Below are 14,357 nucleotides of genomic sequence, written 5' to 3'. Positions count from 1 at the left end.
CGCCCAGCCGGGATCAGAGCATGAACTCGCTGGCGCGCCCCGCCGGCAGCTCCAGGGGCAGGGACAGGGCCTTGCCCAATCGGGGCTTGTCGGTGGTGGTCCGCAGCCATTGGCGCACCTGGGAGGCCACCCCGAGACCGTTGAGGGAGCCCACCAGCTCCTCCAGATGCGCCTCATAGGCCTCTGGGGTGAGCGGGAAGGACTGCTGCTCGAGATAGCCCCACATCACATGCAGGTAGAGGCGGCCGCGACGCTGCACCAGCTGCAGGTCATAGGAGGCCTGCCAGCGGCTGCGCAGCAGTTCCAGCAGTTCCTCCCGCCGCAGCGGTTCCGGTGAGGTCATGGCGGACGGCGCACTCCACAACAGCATGTTGCAGCCGGTCTCGGCCGGGTGCGGCTCGGACCCGGGCCGGGAAGGGCAAGGTTCATAATGGGCGCCACGTCAATCGGTCACACCGCGCCGTTCCCTATGACCCAGATCCCTGCGGCCTCTTCGAACGGCGGTGCCTCTGGTGATGTGCCCGGCATGGGCCGCCGCCAGTTCATGAATCTGCTGACCTTCGGCTCCGTCACGGGGGTGGCCCTGGGTGCCCTCTACCCGGTCGTCAATTACTTCATCCCGCCCAAGGCCGCGGGCAGCGGTGGCGGCGTCACCGCCAAGGACGAACTGGGCAACAGCGTCACGGCCACCGGCTGGCTGGCCACCCACAAGGAGGGCGACCGCAGCCTGGTGCAGGGTCTCAAGGGTGACCCCACCTACCTGCTGGTCGAGGGCGGCGAAGCCATCGGCGACTACGGCATCAACGCCATCTGCACCCACCTCGGCTGCGTGGTGCCCTGGAACAGCGGTGCCAACAAGTTCATCTGCCCCTGCCACGGCAGCCAGTACGACGCCACCGGCAAGGTGGTTCGCGGTCCGGCGCCCCTCTCCCTGGCCCTGGCTCACGTCAGCGTCGAGAACGACAACGTGTTCCTCAGCCAGTGGACCGAAACCGACTTCCGCACGGGCGAAAAGGCCTGGTGGGCCTGATCGGCGCCTGAATCCCCCCTGTTCCCCACCCCCCGACGCCCGCCACCTCCACCCCCATGCGCCGCTTCCTCTCCCCCCTGCTCGGCACCCTGCTCACCCTCAGCCTCTCGTTGGGCGTTGTGCTCGTGGGGGCAAGCCCCAGCTGGGCCTACCCCTTCTGGGCCCAGCAGAACTACGCCAATCCGCGCGAGGCCACGGGCAAGATCGTCTGTGCCAACTGCCACCTGGCCAAAAAACCCACCCGGGTGGAGGTGCCCCAGGCCGTGTTCCCCGACACGGTGTTCAAGGCGGTGGTCGAGATCCCCTACGACACCTCGGTCCAGCAGGTCTCCGGCAGCGGCAGCCCCACCGGCCTGAACGTCGGCGCGGTGGTGATGCTCCCCGACGGCTTTACCCTGGCACCCCAGGACCGCCTCAGCGAAGAGCTCAAGGAGGAGACCGCCGGCATCTACTACACCCAGTACAGCGACGACCAGCCCAACATCCTGCTGGTGGGTCCCCTCCCCGGTGACCAGCACCAGGAGATCGTCTTCCCGATCCTCTCCCCCGACCCCGCCACCGACAGCGCCATCCATTTCGGCAAGTACCAGGTCCACGTCGGGGCCAACCGGGGCCGCGGTCAGGTGACTGTCGAGGGTGAAAAGACCAACAACGCCATCTACACCGCCCCGGTGGCCGGCACGGTGAGCGCCATCAGCACCGATGCCAACGGTGCCACCGTGGTGGAGATCACCGGCGCCAGCGGCAGTGTCACCGAGACAGTTCCAGCCGGGCCCACCCTCACCGTCGCAGTCGGCGATGTTGTTGAGGCGGGCCTCCCGATCACCAACGACCCCAACGTCGGTGGCTTCGGCCAGATCGACGCCGAGGTGGTGCTTCAGAACCCTGTGCGCATCTACGGGCTGCTGGCCTTCTTCGCGGCCGTGGCCCTGGCCCAGATCATGCTGGTGCTGAAGAAGCGCCAGGTGGAGAAGGTCCAGGCGGCGGAGGGCTTCTGAGCCTTCCTCTCGGCCTCTTCACGTCCCCGGGACCCCTGATCTTCCAGCTGGGTCCCGTTTCCGTTCGCTGGTATGGCCTGCTGATCGCCCTGGCGGTGCTGCTGGGTCTGCTGCTGGCCACCCGGCTGGGCCGCCTCAGGGGCATTGATCCGGCCCTGATCGCCGACCTGCTGCCCCTGATGGTGCTGGGGGCCGTCGTGGGCGCCCGGCTTTACTACGTGGCACTGGAGTGGCGCCAGTACCGCCATGACTGGCTTGATGTCTTCGCCATCTGGCGCGGCGGCATCGCCATCCACGGCGCCCTGATCGGCGGGGCACTGGTGACGGTGCTCTTCTGCCGCTGGCGCCGCCAGGCCTTCTGGCCCCTGCTCGATGTGCTGGTGCCCGCCGTGGCCCTGGGCCAGGCGATCGGGCGCTGGGGCAACTTCTTCAACTCCGAGGCCTTCGGCCTGCCCACCAACTTGCCCTGGGCCCTGACCATTCCCATGGCCAACCGGCCGCCGGAGTTCCTTGAGCAAGCCTCCTTTCACCCCACCTTCCTGTACGAATCGCTCTGGAATTTCGGGGTCTGCGGCCTGCTCCTGGTCCTGTTCCGCCTGGGCAGCACTGGCCGCCTGCGGTTGCCGCCCGGTGCCCTCAGCTGCGTCTACCTGATGGCCTACAGCAGCGGCCGCGTCTGGATCGAGGGCCTGCGGCTCGATCCCCTCTGCCTGTTCTCCCAGCCCCCCTTCTGCAGCGGCGGCCTGCGCATGGCCCAGCTGATGAGCCTGCTGCTGATCCTGCTCGGGGGCGTGGGACTGCTCTGGCTCTACCGCTTCCGGCGTCCCCTCCCCGACCCCTCCGGCCTGACCGCATGACAGCCACCGTCCAGATCGTGGGAGCCGGCCCAGGTGCCCCGGACCTGCTCACCCTGCGGGCCGCACGGGCCATCGAAGCGGCCCAGGTGCTGGTCTGGACCGACTCCCTGGTGAATCCCCAGATCGCCGCCCTGGCGCCGCCGGACTGCGAGAACGTCCGCACCAGCACCCTCACCCTCGAGGAGGTGATGGCGGTGGTGCTGGAGCGGGCCCGGGCGGGCCAGCGGGTGGTGCGCCTCCATGACGGCGATCCCTGCCTCTACGGCGCCCTGCAGGAGCAGATCTGCCGGCTGGCCGACGCCGGCCTGGCCGTGGAGGTGGTGCCGGGCCTGAGCGCCTACCAGGCCACCGCCGCCGCCCTGGGCGCCGAGCTGACCATCCCCGGCCGGGTGCAGACGATCGTGCTGAGCCGGGCGGGCGGACGCACCGGCGTGCCGGAGCGGGAATCCCTGGCCCGGCTCGCCGCCCTCCAGGCCTCCCTGTGCCTCTACCTGAGCGCCCGCCATGTGGAGGAGGTGCAAGCGGAACTGCTGCAGCACTACCCGGCCGATACCCCCGTGGCCATCGGCTACCGGGTCAGCTGGCCCGACCAGTGGCTCACGGTGGTGCCCCTGGACACCATGGCCCGGGTCAGCCAGGAGCGGAATCTGATCCGCACCACCCTCTACGTGGTGAGTCCGGCCCTGCGGGACGCCGGCGGGGCCCGTTCCCTGCTCTATTCCGCCAGCCACAACCACCTGTTCCGCGGCGGGGCGGAGTGACGGCCGCGGCCCCCTGCCTGCGCCACTGGCGGGGCTGGGTGGGCGCCGCGGAGGCCGATGGGTGGCTGCGGACCCTGCTGGCGGAGGTGCCCTGGAAACAGGAGTCCATCACCGTCTACGGCCGCCGCCACGCCATGCCCCGCCTCACCTGCTGGATGGCCGACCCGGGCTGCGGCTACCGCTACTCGGGCCTGGAGAACGCGATCGAACCCTGGACACCGTTGGTCGCCACCATCCGCCGGCGGGTGGGGGAGGCGGCGACGCGGGAGTTCAATTCCCTGCTGCTGAATCTCTACCGGGACGGCCGCGATGCCATGGGCTGGCACGCCGATGACGAGGCTGAGCTCGATCCCCACGCCCCGATCGCCTCCCTCAGCCTGGGGGCCAGCCGCACCCTGCGCTTCCGCCCCCGCCAGCGGGGCACGGCCCCGACCGTGGCGGTGGAACTGGGCCACGGGGACCTGCTGCTGATGGACCCGCCCACCCAGGGGCACTGGCAGCACGGACTGCCGCGACGACTGAAGGTGATGGTCCCTCGGCTCAACCTGACCTTCCGGGTGGTGCGGGTGCCGCCGTAGGGGGCGGCTGCGTCGGGCATCGGAGCGCCGAGGCGGTGGCGACAATGGAAGCGGTGTCTCCGAGGGCCTGTCGAGGGCGATGGCCAGTTCCCGTGGAAGCCGATGCCGACCGCTGCTGCCGGTGCTGCTGGGCCTGACCCTGCTGGCCAGCGGCTGTCAGGGGGTCGGGGTGAGTGAGGCCGGCCGGGAGCGCTGCCGCCGGCTCAGCGCCGCCGCCGGGAATCCGGTCTCAGCGGCCTTGAGCTACCTCCGCTGCCTACCCGGCACGGACCAGAGCCTGGCGATGGAGCGGGAGGCGATGGAGAAGGCGGCGGCCGCCCGGCGCCAGTCCCTCGACACCTGCCGCCGGCGCCAGGGGAAGATCACCAGCCTGATCGAGTCCCTGCGCAGCGCCGAACAGGAGCTGGCGGCGGCCCGCAACAGCCCCTTCCGCCCCAGCGTGGCGCCCCCCCCGCCCCTGGACGCCGGCCGGGAATCCCGCTATCGGCCGGAGGACCAGCGGCTCGACCGCGAACGCTACGAGGAGGCCCTCGGCGTCTGGGAGCAGCAGGTGGCCGCCGAACGGGGCCGCTGGCGCCAGCAGCGTGACGCCCGCGTCGCCGCCGCCCAGGACCGCCTCAACCGGGAGGCCCGGGCCCTGAGGGACCTGCAACCGGATCTGTTCACCGGACCGGAGAGCATCGAATTCAACCCCGTGGCGGTCGGACGGGTACGCACTGGCTGCAGCAGCTAGACGGCATTTGACAGTGAGTTCGGCGACCGTGTAGGAGGGTTCTGGCCAGATGGCCGGGTCGGAACCCTCAGCCGCAGAAAGATCCACTTTCAGCGTCGAAGGGGTGTCGGCCGCAACGACGGGCGATTAGCACAGCGGTAGCGCACTTCCTTCACACGGAAGGGGTCACTGGTTCGAATCCAGTATCGCCCATGTCTTTCCTCCGGTTTTTCCACCGGTACGTTCTGCATCAACGGGTGCTGGTCGCCATCGTGACCGCTCGTCATACTGCTGGCTACGCAGCGCTTCAGGAGACCCTGCCCTTGCCCGACTCTCCTGCCGCGACCATGGCCGCAGAGGACTGGAGCGCTCCGATCCCGGAACTCGTCCAGCTGGGCGAACGTCTTGCCACAGCCCGGCGTGAACAAGGGCTGAGCCTGGAGGATCTGGCCGACCGGCTGCGGCTGGGCACCGAGCAGCTCACGGCCCTCGAGACCGGTAACCACCGGCACCTGCCGGAGGCGGTGTTCGTGGTGGCCCAGGCCAAGCGGGTGGCGGGAGCCCTGGGGATCGACGTGAGCCAGCAGATCAGCGATCTGCAGAACAGCCGCCTGATGCGCCTGGGGCGCAACCCACCCGCCCGGCCCCTGCTGCGGAAGATCCGGACCCCTCCACCCCCCGCCCGCCGCAGCGGCCCCCCCGGCTGGCTGTGGGCGGTCCTGGTGCTCCTGGGCGGCGGCGCCGTGGTTTTGGCGGCGCTGCTGGGCAAAGTCCCCACCCAGCCCGTCGCCGGGGTCCCGTCACCGTCCGCGTCCCCCGGCCAGGCCACGGCGTCCGGTCAGCCAGCCGCGCCGGCCCCTGCCCCGGCGGCACCCCGGTCGGCGCCGGATCAGCTGCTGCTGGAGAGCCGCCAGCCCAGCTGGCTGGAGGTGCGCACGGCGACCGGCGAGACCCTGTTCCGCGGCACCTTCACCGGCGAGAAGCGCTTCCCCCTGGGCGGCGGCCTGCGGGTCCTGGCCGGCCGACCCGACCTGGTGACGGCCACCGCCGGCACCCTGGAGCCCCAGACCCTCGGCAGGATCGATCAGGTGGTGTGGCGCAGCTTCAGGGCGACGCCTGCCGCACCGTGAGCCGCAGGCCCGTGGCCTCCAGCACCAGATCCGCGCATGATCGCAGGCTCCACTCCTCCAGGCTGAGATCCAGGGGAGGCTCCCCGGCGGCCGGCTCACCGGCTTGCAGACCGATGCTGAAGCCACGGGGCTGATGGGTCCTGTCGGTGTCCGCGGACACCGTGATCGCCGCAATGCCGGGGGCGGGCCGGCGGTCGAGGGCGGCGGCCAGCCGCAGCAGCAGGGCCATCGTGAACACGGTGTGGCGGTGCTGGCCGGCTTCGATCAGCTGCCAGGATTCGTGGCGCTTCTTGGGGAGGCTGCGCCGGTGGTAACGGGCGATCGCCGCCACCATCAGGTGCTCGGTCTCGGAGTAGCCCAGCAACTCCCCATGGCGGATCAGGTACCAGGTGTGTTTGTGGTACGAGGCGATGTTGACGTGCTTGCCGCAGGCATGCAGCTGGGCCGCCGCCCACAGCAGGGCGCGCCCGTCACCGTCGTCATCGTGCAGCAGGCCCCGGGTCTGGTCGTAGAGGCTCAGGGCGTGGCTGGCCACCCGGGCGGCCCGGTCCGTGTCCACCCCGTAGGTGCGGGCCAGGTGCAGCACGGTGCGGCGGCGGATCGTGCTCTGGAAGGTGAAGCGGTCAACCAGCAGACCGTTGCGCAGCATCCAGTCGACGATCAGGCCCTCCCGCAGGGCCCGCTCACACACCACCAGCTCCCGGACCTGAAGGATCTCCATGGTGGTCTGGAGGATCAGGGCGCCGGGGACGATGATCTCGGCCCGGCGCTCGTTGATGGCAGTGAGGGCCCGGCGCTGGTCCGGGGTCATCGCCACCAGTCGCTCGACGATCTCGTCCAGGCGGGCCCGGCCCAGGCGGTAACCGTCGAGTTTCAGGGGCGGATTGGGGTCCTGGGCGGAGGCCAGGGCCGCCATGGCCATGGCGGTGCCGCTGGTGGCCACCAGGACGGGCTTCTCCCCCGGCCGCAGCTCCCGCTTCACCTCGGCGACGGCCGGATCCATCGCTCCCTGGATGTAGGCCTCGAGGAAACCCCGGCGGGCCGGGGTCAGGGGATCCTCCCGGCAGAACTCCCGCTGCAGGCGCACCGCGCCGATGCGGGTGCTGGTGAGGGCCCGGGCATCGCGGCCGTCGGCGAGCACCAGTTCGGTGGAGCCGCCGCCGATGTCGAGGATGAAATAGGGCTGGTCGCCGAAGGAGAGGCCTGACAGCACCCCCAGGTAGATCAGTCGAGCCTCCTCCGGCCCGCTGACCAGATCCACCGCCAGCCCCAGCTGGTCCTGGAGGCCCTGGAGGAACGAGCGGCCGTTCGGTGCCTCGCGCACCGCACTGGTGGCGGCGGTGACGATCTGCTCCACCCCGTGGCTGGTGGCCAGGTCCCGGCAGTGGCGCAGGGTCAGGAAGGCGCGCTCGATCGCCTCGGGGGTGAGGTCCCCCGTATCCGGATCCCGCTCCCCCAGGCGGGTGGTGGACTTCTCCGCCACCACCACCGAGAAGCTGCCCAGGGCCGGATCGATCGCCGCCACCAGCAGGTGGATGGAATTGGTGCCGATGTCGATGGCCGCCACCCGCCGTTCCCCTCCGGCGGTGGCGGCGGGCACCGAAGCCAACGCGGCGGACGCCGGATCGGGAATCGGGGGCATGGGGGTCGGCCCGGGCGGCGGCGGCGCCACTTTGCCACCGGGCGACGCTCCCGATCCGGCCGCGGCAACACCGCCTCCAGAACGCCGCCCTGGGGAGTTGGATAGGGTGCCGCCACCCGACCGTCGCCCGCGGTGAACGTCCCGATGGCCCCCGGCCGCGCTCCCGCCTGGCTCGAACTGCTGCGCTGGCACAAACCCAGTGGCCGGCTGATCCTGCTGATCCCCGCCGGCTGGGCCCTGTGGCTGGGGCCGGCCGTGCCTCCCCCGGCCATGCTGGTGGCCTGGATCGTGCTGGGGGGCCTGGCGGTGAGCGGCGCCGGCTGCGTGGCCAACGACCTCTGGGACCGGCGCATCGATCCCCTGGTGGAGCGCACCCGCCACCGCCCCCTGGCCGATGGCCGCCTCGGGGTGGGCACCGCCACCGTGCTGCTGCTGCTCTGCCTGGCGGTGGCGCTGACGGCCCTGCTCGCCCTGCCCGCCACCAGCCGGGTGCTCTGCGTCGGCCTCGCCCTGGCGACCCTGCCCCTGGTGCTCCTCTACCCCTCCGCCAAGCGCTGGTTCGCCTTTCCCCAGCTGGTGCTGGCCCTCTGCTGGGGCTTCGCCGTGCTGCTGCCCTGGGCGGCGGCCCAGGGCAGCCTGCAGGGCAGCGCCGGGGGCTGGCCCCTGCTGCTGACCTGGCTGGCGGCGGTGAGCTGGACCTTCGGCTTCGATACCGTCTATGCCATGAGCGACCGGGAGGACGACCGGCGCCTGGGGGTGCGCAGCAGCGCCCTGAGCCTGGGGACCCGGGCCCCCCTGGCGGTCTCCCTTTGCTACGGCCTCACCTGCGCCGCCCTGGCCCTGGCGGTGCTGCTGCAGGGGAGGGCGGGCCTGCCGTTCTGGCTGCCCTGGGCCGCCGCCGCCCTGGCCATGCAGCAGCAGGCGGCCCGTCTGCGCCGCCCCGACCTGCCCCGCAGTGCCTACGGCAGGCATTTCGCCGGCCAGGTGTGGCTCGGCGCTCTGCTCCTGCTGGCCGTGGTGCTCTCCACCGCGACCTGATCGCCATGGCCGCCGCAGCACCCCAGCCGGCTCCGTTCCACCAGCCGTCCCACCAGCCGCCGGCCCTGCGTCCCGGAGACCGGGTGCGGCTGGTGGCCGCCAGCTCCGCCCTGGCCGATCTGGAACGGCTGCAGGCGGGCCTGGCGGTGCTGGCCAGCTGGGGGCTGGCGCTGGATGACGACCCCGCCCGGCTGCCGCCGCGCCGCTGGGGCTACCTGGCGGGGCGGGACACCGAGCGGGCCGGCGATCTGCTCCCGTCTAGCGACGCTGAGCAGCCGGCGGCCCTGCTGGCCTGCGTGCGGGGGGGCTGGGGATCGGCCCGGCTGCTGGAGCGCCCCCTGGAGGCGGCCGGCGGCTGGCTGCTGGGCTTCTCCGATGTCACCTCCCTGCTGTGGCACCGGCTGGCCACGGGCCAGGGGGGCGCCATCCACGGCCCCCTGCTCACCACCCTGGCCGCCGAACCGGCCTGGAGCCGGGAGCGGCTGCGGGCCCTGCTGTTCGGCGAACCCCTGGCCGACCTCGAGGGGGAGGCCTGGGTGGGCGGCCAGGTGGAGGGGCCGCTGCTGGCCGCCAACCTCACCGTGGCGACCCACCTGCTGGGCACGCCGCACCTGCCGGACCTGGACGGGGCGATCCTGATCCTCGAGGACGTGGGGGAGGCGCCCTACCGGATCGAGCGGATGCTCACCCACTGGCGCCTCTGCGGCGCCCTGCAGCGGCTGGGGGGCCTCGGCTTCGGCAGCTTCGAGGGCTGCGGCGATCCCACGGGCCCCGAAGGCGACGGCTCCCGCTTCAGCCTGGAGCAGGTGCTCAGGGAGCGCACGGCCGATCTGGGCATCCCGGTGCTGGCCGGCCTGCCGGTGGGCCACGGCGACGTCAATGCCGCCCTGCCCCTGGGGATGCGGGCCCGGCTCGACGGCGACCGGGGGCGGCTGAGCCTCATCGATGGCGGCCGTTGAACCGTCAGTCGCCCGTGAGCCTCTCCTCATCGATGGCGGTGCGGCCCACCAGCCGCCCCTCCTTCAGCATCTGGGCCACCCGCCAACGGCGGCGGCCATCGGGGCTGCAGCTGATGATCTCGTGCACCTCCGGGTCGGCGGGGTCGTGGGGGTGCATCACCAGCAGGCTGCCGGCGGCAGGCTGCTCCCCCGGCAGGTCCATCGCCCAGCCCCGGTAGCGCTCGCTGGCGAACCACACCCGGCCGGAGTGGATCTCGCCCCGGGCCTCGATGCGCCGCAGCGGGGCGTCCTCGCTGCCCAGCAGGTTGGTCTGGTGGTAGCGCCAGTGGCCGGCCTCCTCGACCACCCGGATGGTGACCGTGCTGGCGACGGTCTCGAGCAGGCCACCGCCGGCGTCGTAGCGGCGGAAGCGGCCGCGCCAGACGCCCTGCTGCCCCACCAGGGCCGGCAGCTCGGCAGCCCCCTCGGCCCGGTCGAACAGCAGCCAGCTGAAGCCGTCGATCTCACCGCGCACCGAGCCATCGGCCAGCCGCAGGCTGCGGTCCCGGTACCAGAGCTGGTCGCGATGGAGGAGCATCTCGAACTCGGCGCAGACCTCGCCGTCCTGGGGATGGCGGTAGCGGCAGGCCCCGGGGTCCATGCGGGCGCGGAAGCGGTCCAGGGCCTGCTCCGCCGCGAAGAACAGGTCACAGCCCGGATGGCGATCGAAGGCCTCCGGTCCCAGGTCCGCCACCAGGGAGGCCGCCAGGGGCGGACGGTCGTAGGTGGGTCCGCCGCGGAAGAACAGCTGCTCGGCCCGCACGGCGCCGCGCTCCTGGTCCTGCCGCAGCACCACCACCCGCTGGCGGTGGGCCAGGTGGGGGGCACTGGCGCGGAACTCCTGGAAGTAGAGCACCACCTCCCCCAGCTGGGGCGCCGGCAGCCGCTCCACCACCAGGGTGCGCAGTTCCCGGGTCAGCTCGGGCGCCGCCGGACCGCCCCTGGCCAGGTTGGCGGCCACCTGGCGCCGGTTGTGGAAGGACCCCTGCCAGCGGGCGGCGATCATCGCGAGCTGGGTGGGGCTGTCCATCGGCGGCCTCAGGCCCCGCGGGCCGCCAGCACGGCGCTGGCGATGGTGAGATCGAAGCGGGTGGTGAGCTTGATGTTGGAGGGGGGCGCCTCCAGCACCCGCACCGGCAGCCCCAGGCGCTCGTAGAGGGCGGCGTCGTCGGTGACGCTCCAGCCCTCGCGCTCAGCCCGCCCATGGGCCTCCCGCAGCTGGGCCACCCCGAACCCCTGGGGCGTCTGGGCCGCCCAGAGGCCACTGCGTTCAGGGGTGCCGGTGATCAGGCCGCGGCCATCCACCTGCTTGATGGTGTCGGTGACGGGGGTGGCGGCGATGATGCCGGCCCCCTCGGCCATCGCCTCCTTCAGGGCCGTGGCACAGCGCTCCAGCAGGTCCGGCTCCGCCAGGCAACGGGCGCCGTCGTGGATCAGCACCGCCTCGGCATCGGCGGGCAGGGCCTCCAGGCCGCGCCGCACCGACTCCTGGCGGGTGTCGCCGCCGAGGATCCAGGCCACCGGCGGGGCCAGGGACCGGCGGGGCGCCGCCGCGGCCAGGATGGCGCCGATGGCCGCCTCGTCCTCGGGCCGGCCCATCACCCCGATCCAGCGGATCGCCCCGCAGGCCAGGGCGGCGTCCAGGGTCCAGGCCAGGACGGGGCGTCCGGCCAGGGGCAGCAGCAGCTTGTTGGTGGCGGCACCCATGCGGCGCCCGCTGCCGGCGGCGGCGATCAGCAAATGCACAAGCGATGGGCCGCCCGGGCGGAACACTGGAGTCCTCTCCATACAATCAGGCCGCGAGGCCCGCCCGACCCAACGCCCGATGCGCGCACTGTTTCTGATCCCGGGCGACGGCGCCAGCCAGCTGCAGGCGCTTCCGGCCGTGGCGGCCACCGCCGAGCAGCTCCGGTTCCAGATCCAGGTGGTCTGCCACCCCTCGCTGGCCGGCCTCTGGAAGCTGCTGCCGGCGGTGGAGAAGGTGATCCCCTTCAACTTCAGCGATGCCACCCTGGCCGACTGGGCCAACCTGCTGGGGTCGGTGCGGGAGCCCGATTTCCAGGCCTGCATCAACCTCGCCGGCGGCCGCCAGGTCGACCTGATGCTCTCGATGAGCCACATCCCCAACCGGATGGCGGCCGGGGGCTTCTCCGCCACCGAGAAGGTGCAGGTGTCCCAGGGTCTCTGGCCGGCCCAGGCCCTCGAGGCCTACCTGCGGCCCATCGGGGTGCGGCTGGAGGCCGCCGCTTTCCGCCTGGCCCTGCCCCGAAACGCCCTCGACGAGGCCATGGCCAAGTTGCCGGCCGGCGACGGGCCGATGCTGCTGCTGGCCCCCTCCGAGCTCCCGGGCGACTGGCCCGATGCGGCCTGGCAGGAGCTGCCCGGCCGCATCGCCGCCACCCTCCCCGGCCTGCGCTCCCGGCAGGTGCCACCGGCCCCGGGGGCCGAGATCCCCGGCCGGGCCGCCCTGGTGGCCGCCAGTGACGTGGTGCTCGCCAGCGATCCGGCGACGATCGAACTGGCCCTGCTCAGCGGCACGCCGGTGGTGGCCCTGGGTCGCAGCAACGACAGCCTTCCGGTACGCGACGGAGTACAAGGACTGGGTTCCGATGGCCACCTGCGTGACCTCCCCAGCGACGACGTTCTCAAGGCCCTCGGCCTGGGCTGAGCCACGCCGATGAGTCGCCTGTGGTTCGCCCGCAGGAAGCGTCCCCCGTCCGCCCGGGCACGCCGGCCCTGGCTCACCCCCCTGATCGCCCTGATCGTGGTGGTCAACGCCAGTGCCATCGGCTACCGGATCACCGAGGGCTGGGACTGGGGGGATTGCTACTGGATGGTGGCGATCACCATCGCCACCATCGGCTATGGCGAGGTGGAGCCCCTGTCCACCGCTGGCCGGCTGGTCACCGTGTTCTCCATCGCCGGCGGACTGGTGGTGGTGCAGCTGACGATCCAGAACCTGGTGGGCCTCTCCGAAACCGGCTACTTCAGGCGCCTGCGGCAGCGCCGTTTCCGCAACTGGGTCCAAAGCATGAACAACCACGTGATTCTCTGCGGCTACGGCCGCATCGGCCAGGAGATCGCCGACCAGCTGATCCGCGAGAAGGTTCCCCTGCTGGTGGTGGAGATGGACCAGGCCTGCCGGGATGCTGCCGAGGAGCGGGGGCTGCCGGTGCTGTTCGCCGACGCCACCCTCGACGAGACCCTGCTGGAGGCGGGCATCCACCACTGCCGCAGCCTGGTGGCGGCCCTCTCCAGTAACGCCGCCAACCTCTACGTGGTGCTGAGCGCCCGGGGGCTGGCCCCCCGCTGTCGGCTGATTGCCCGCTCCGACAGCGCCGAGGCGGGGCGCAAGCTGCGTCTGGCCGGCGCCGACCAGGTGGTGAGCCCTTACGTGGCCGGGGGTCGGGTGATGGCCGCGACCGCCCTGCGGCCCCTGGCCGTCGACTTCATGGAGCTCCTGGCCGGCTCGGACTGCGAGGTGGAGGAGTTCCAGCTCAGCGACGACCCCTCCCGGCTGGGGGAGCTGCAGGGCCGCAGCCTGGCGGAGATGCAGTTTGGCCGCCGCAGCGGCGCCCAGGTGCTGGCGATCCGAACCCCGGCGCCCGCGGTGGTCAATCCCTACTCCTATCGGGGCACCTCCTACGGCACGCCGGAGGCCACGCTGGTCACCAACCCCGGCGGCGATGTCCGCCTGGAGCCCGGCCAGCTGCTGGTGGTGATGGGAAGCAAGGAGCAGCTGCAGCGCTTCGCCGAGGTGCTCGGCCCTGCCCTGGAAAGCTCCGACCAGATGGCCGACTGAGCCGCAGGGGTCAGGCCGGCGCACGGCATACGATCGCCTCATCCTGCTCCCGCCACCATGTCCAGCGCCGCTCCCCTCTCCGGTCAGGTCGCCCTGGTGACCGGTGCCAGCCGGGGGATCGGCCGGTCCATCGCCGAGGCCCTGGCGTCGGCCGGAGCCACGGTGGTGGTGAACTACACCCGCTCGCCCGAGGCGGCCCAGGAGGTGGTGGCGGCGATCACCGCGGCCGGCGGCCGGGCCTGGGACCATCAGGCGGACGTGGCCGACGAGCAGGCCGTGGAGGCGATGGTCAAGGTGGTCCTGGAGAAGGAAGGGCGCCTCGATGTGCTGGTCAACAACGCCGGCATCACCCGCGACGGCCTGCTGATGCGGATGAAGACCGCCGACTGGCAGAGCGTGATCGACCTCAACCTGACCGGGGTGTTCTTCTGCACCCGCGCCGTCAGCCGCAGCATGCTCAAGGCCCGCCGCGGCCGCATCATCAACATCACCTCGGTGGTGGCCCTGATGGGCAACCCCGGCCAGGCTAACTACAGCGCCGCCAAGGCCGGCGTCATCGGCCTGACCCGCAGCACCGCCGCCGAATTCGCCAGCCGCGGCATCACCGTCAACGCGGTGGCCCCGGGCTTCATCGACAGCGACATGACCAAGGATCTCGACAAGGAACCGATCCTGGCGGCCATCCCCCTGGGCCGCATGGGCCTGCCCGCGGAGGTGGCCGGAGCGGTGCGCTTCCTGGCGGCCGATCCGGCGGCGGCCTACATCACCGGCCAGGTGCTGCAGGTGGATGGCGGCATGGTGATGCGCTGAG

16 protein-coding genes and 1 tRNA gene are annotated in these 14,357 nt (G+C 72.1%); 13 read left to right on the top strand and 4 right to left on the bottom strand.

Annotation, left to right across the window (positions count from 1 at the left end):
• Positions 1 to 13: 13 nt before the first annotated feature.
• Positions 14 to 343, bottom strand: a complete 330-nt coding sequence (locus VB738_RS07370) for a DUF3067 family protein (RefSeq protein WP_323305120.1) — start codon at positions 341 to 343, stop codon at positions 14 to 16.
• Positions 344 to 469: 126 nt separating this feature from the next.
• On the opposite strand from VB738_RS07370, the gene petC reads away from it, so the two are divergent.
• From petC to VB738_RS07330, 8 genes are all read left to right on the top strand, one after another.
• On the top strand, positions 470 to 1,030 hold the full coding sequence (gene petC, locus VB738_RS07365; protein ID WP_323305119.1) for a cytochrome b6-f complex iron-sulfur subunit: 561 nt from the start codon (positions 470 to 472) through the stop codon (positions 1,028 to 1,030).
• 56 nt (positions 1,031 to 1,086) lie between these two features.
• Positions 1,087 to 2,028, top strand: a complete 942-nt coding sequence (petA, locus tag VB738_RS07360) for a cytochrome f (protein WP_323305118.1) — start codon at positions 1,087 to 1,089, stop codon at positions 2,026 to 2,028.
• Positions 2,025 to 2,885, top strand: a complete 861-nt coding sequence (gene lgt / locus VB738_RS07355; RefSeq protein ID WP_323305192.1) for a prolipoprotein diacylglyceryl transferase — start codon at positions 2,025 to 2,027, stop codon at positions 2,883 to 2,885. Before petA ends, lgt begins: the two co-directional genes overlap by 4 nt.
• Complete coding sequence (gene cobM, locus VB738_RS07350) at positions 2,882 to 3,646, top strand: precorrin-4 C(11)-methyltransferase (RefSeq protein ID WP_323305117.1); 765 nt, start codon at positions 2,882 to 2,884, stop codon at positions 3,644 to 3,646. Before lgt ends, cobM begins: the two co-directional genes overlap by 4 nt.
• Positions 3,643 to 4,224 carry an alpha-ketoglutarate-dependent dioxygenase AlkB gene (locus tag VB738_RS07345; protein WP_323305116.1) on the top strand — a complete coding sequence of 194 codons (582 nt, stop codon included), beginning with the start codon at positions 3,643 to 3,645 and terminating at the stop codon, positions 4,222 to 4,224. The genes cobM and VB738_RS07345 overlap by 4 nt, the downstream gene beginning before the upstream one ends.
• A gap of 79 nt (positions 4,225 to 4,303) precedes the next feature.
• Positions 4,304 to 4,957, top strand: coding sequence for a hypothetical protein (locus VB738_RS07340; RefSeq protein WP_323305115.1), 654 nt, complete (start codon positions 4,304 to 4,306; stop codon positions 4,955 to 4,957).
• A gap of 120 nt (positions 4,958 to 5,077) precedes the next feature.
• A tRNA-Val gene (locus VB738_RS07335) sits at positions 5,078 to 5,149 on the top strand.
• A 110-nt stretch (positions 5,150 to 5,259) separates the two neighbouring features.
• Complete coding sequence (locus VB738_RS07330) at positions 5,260 to 6,066, top strand: helix-turn-helix domain-containing protein (RefSeq protein WP_323305114.1); 807 nt, start codon at positions 5,260 to 5,262, stop codon at positions 6,064 to 6,066.
• On the opposite strand, the gene VB738_RS07325 is transcribed toward VB738_RS07330, so the two are convergent.
• Positions 6,041 to 7,708 carry a Ppx/GppA phosphatase family protein gene (locus tag VB738_RS07325; protein ID WP_323305113.1) on the bottom strand — a complete coding sequence of 556 codons (1,668 nt, stop codon included), beginning with the start codon at positions 7,706 to 7,708 and terminating at the stop codon, positions 6,041 to 6,043. The two genes, VB738_RS07330 and VB738_RS07325, sit on opposite strands and share 26 nt — an antisense overlap.
• Positions 7,709 to 7,852: 144 nt before the next feature.
• On the opposite strand from VB738_RS07325, the gene VB738_RS07320 reads away from it, so the two are divergent.
• Complete coding sequence (locus VB738_RS07320; protein WP_323305191.1) at positions 7,853 to 8,746, top strand: 4-hydroxybenzoate polyprenyltransferase; 894 nt, start codon at positions 7,853 to 7,855, stop codon at positions 8,744 to 8,746.
• A 5-nt stretch (positions 8,747 to 8,751) separates the two neighbouring features.
• Positions 8,752 to 9,705, top strand: a complete 954-nt coding sequence (locus tag VB738_RS07315) for an LD-carboxypeptidase (RefSeq protein WP_323305112.1) — start codon at positions 8,752 to 8,754, stop codon at positions 9,703 to 9,705.
• Positions 9,706 to 9,709: 4 nt separating this feature from the next.
• Here VB738_RS07315 and VB738_RS07310 read toward each other — a convergent pair whose 3' ends face one another.
• Both VB738_RS07310 and ispD read right to left on the bottom strand, forming a co-directional pair.
• The gene (locus VB738_RS07310) at positions 9,710 to 10,774 is read right to left on the bottom strand and encodes a CpcT/CpeT family chromophore lyase (protein ID WP_323305111.1); all 1,065 of its coding nucleotides are present in this window, start codon (positions 10,772 to 10,774) and stop codon (positions 9,710 to 9,712) included.
• An 8-nt stretch (positions 10,775 to 10,782) separates the two neighbouring features.
• Complete coding sequence (ispD, locus tag VB738_RS07305) at positions 10,783 to 11,532, bottom strand: 2-C-methyl-D-erythritol 4-phosphate cytidylyltransferase (protein WP_323305110.1); 750 nt, start codon at positions 11,530 to 11,532, stop codon at positions 10,783 to 10,785.
• A gap of 37 nt (positions 11,533 to 11,569) precedes the next feature.
• On the opposite strand from ispD, the gene VB738_RS07300 reads away from it, so the two are divergent.
• From VB738_RS07300 to fabG, 3 genes are read left to right on the top strand one after another with little or no spacing between them, the layout of a single operon-like run.
• The gene (locus VB738_RS07300; protein WP_323305109.1) at positions 11,570 to 12,412 is read left to right on the top strand and encodes a lipopolysaccharide heptosyltransferase family protein; all 843 of its coding nucleotides are present in this window, start codon (positions 11,570 to 11,572) and stop codon (positions 12,410 to 12,412) included.
• Positions 12,413 to 12,421: 9 nt separating this feature from the next.
• Positions 12,422 to 13,546, top strand: a complete 1,125-nt coding sequence (locus VB738_RS07295; protein WP_323305108.1) for a potassium channel protein — start codon at positions 12,422 to 12,424, stop codon at positions 13,544 to 13,546.
• Between the two features lie 57 nt (positions 13,547 to 13,603).
• Positions 13,604 to 14,356, top strand: a complete 753-nt coding sequence (gene fabG, locus VB738_RS07290) for a 3-oxoacyl-[acyl-carrier-protein] reductase (protein ID WP_323305107.1) — start codon at positions 13,604 to 13,606, stop codon at positions 14,354 to 14,356.
• Position 14,357 lies beyond the last annotated feature (1 nt).

This window comes from Cyanobium gracile UHCC 0139, assembly GCF_034931325.1.
GTDB lineage: Bacteria > Cyanobacteriota > Cyanobacteriia > PCC-6307 > Cyanobiaceae > Cyanobium > Cyanobium gracile_B.
The sequence above is the reverse complement of the archived record's forward strand: the minus strand, read 5'-3'. Positions and strand labels throughout refer to the sequence as shown.

What these genes read in the sequence shown, in the direction of transcription:
- VB738_RS07340 (WP_323305115.1), top strand. Translation starts at nt 4,304, where the DNA reads ATGGCCAGTTCCCGTGGAAGCCGATGCCGACCGCTGCTGCCGGTGCTG.
- ispD (WP_323305110.1), bottom strand. Translation starts at nt 11,532, where the DNA reads ATGGAGAGGACTCCAGTGTTCCGCCCGGGCGGCCCATCGCTTGTGCAT.
- VB738_RS07370 (WP_323305120.1), bottom strand. Translation starts at nt 343, where the DNA reads ATGACCTCACCGGAACCGCTGCGGCGGGAGGAACTGCTGGAACTGCTG.
- VB738_RS07295 (WP_323305108.1), top strand. Translation starts at nt 12,422, where the DNA reads ATGAGTCGCCTGTGGTTCGCCCGCAGGAAGCGTCCCCCGTCCGCCCGG.
- VB738_RS07320 (WP_323305191.1), top strand. Translation starts at nt 7,853, where the DNA reads ATGGCCCCCGGCCGCGCTCCCGCCTGGCTCGAACTGCTGCGCTGGCAC.
- petC (WP_323305119.1), top strand. Translation starts at nt 470, where the DNA reads ATGACCCAGATCCCTGCGGCCTCTTCGAACGGCGGTGCCTCTGGTGAT.
- cobM (WP_323305117.1), top strand. Translation starts at nt 2,882, where the DNA reads ATGACAGCCACCGTCCAGATCGTGGGAGCCGGCCCAGGTGCCCCGGAC.
- VB738_RS07310 (WP_323305111.1), bottom strand. Translation starts at nt 10,774, where the DNA reads ATGGACAGCCCCACCCAGCTCGCGATGATCGCCGCCCGCTGGCAGGGG.
- fabG (WP_323305107.1), top strand. Translation starts at nt 13,604, where the DNA reads ATGTCCAGCGCCGCTCCCCTCTCCGGTCAGGTCGCCCTGGTGACCGGT.
- petA (WP_323305118.1), top strand. Translation starts at nt 1,087, where the DNA reads ATGCGCCGCTTCCTCTCCCCCCTGCTCGGCACCCTGCTCACCCTCAGC.
- VB738_RS07315 (WP_323305112.1), top strand. Translation starts at nt 8,752, where the DNA reads ATGGCCGCCGCAGCACCCCAGCCGGCTCCGTTCCACCAGCCGTCCCAC.
- VB738_RS07300 (WP_323305109.1), top strand. Translation starts at nt 11,570, where the DNA reads ATGCGCGCACTGTTTCTGATCCCGGGCGACGGCGCCAGCCAGCTGCAG.
- VB738_RS07325 (WP_323305113.1), bottom strand. Translation starts at nt 7,708, where the DNA reads ATGCCCCCGATTCCCGATCCGGCGTCCGCCGCGTTGGCTTCGGTGCCC.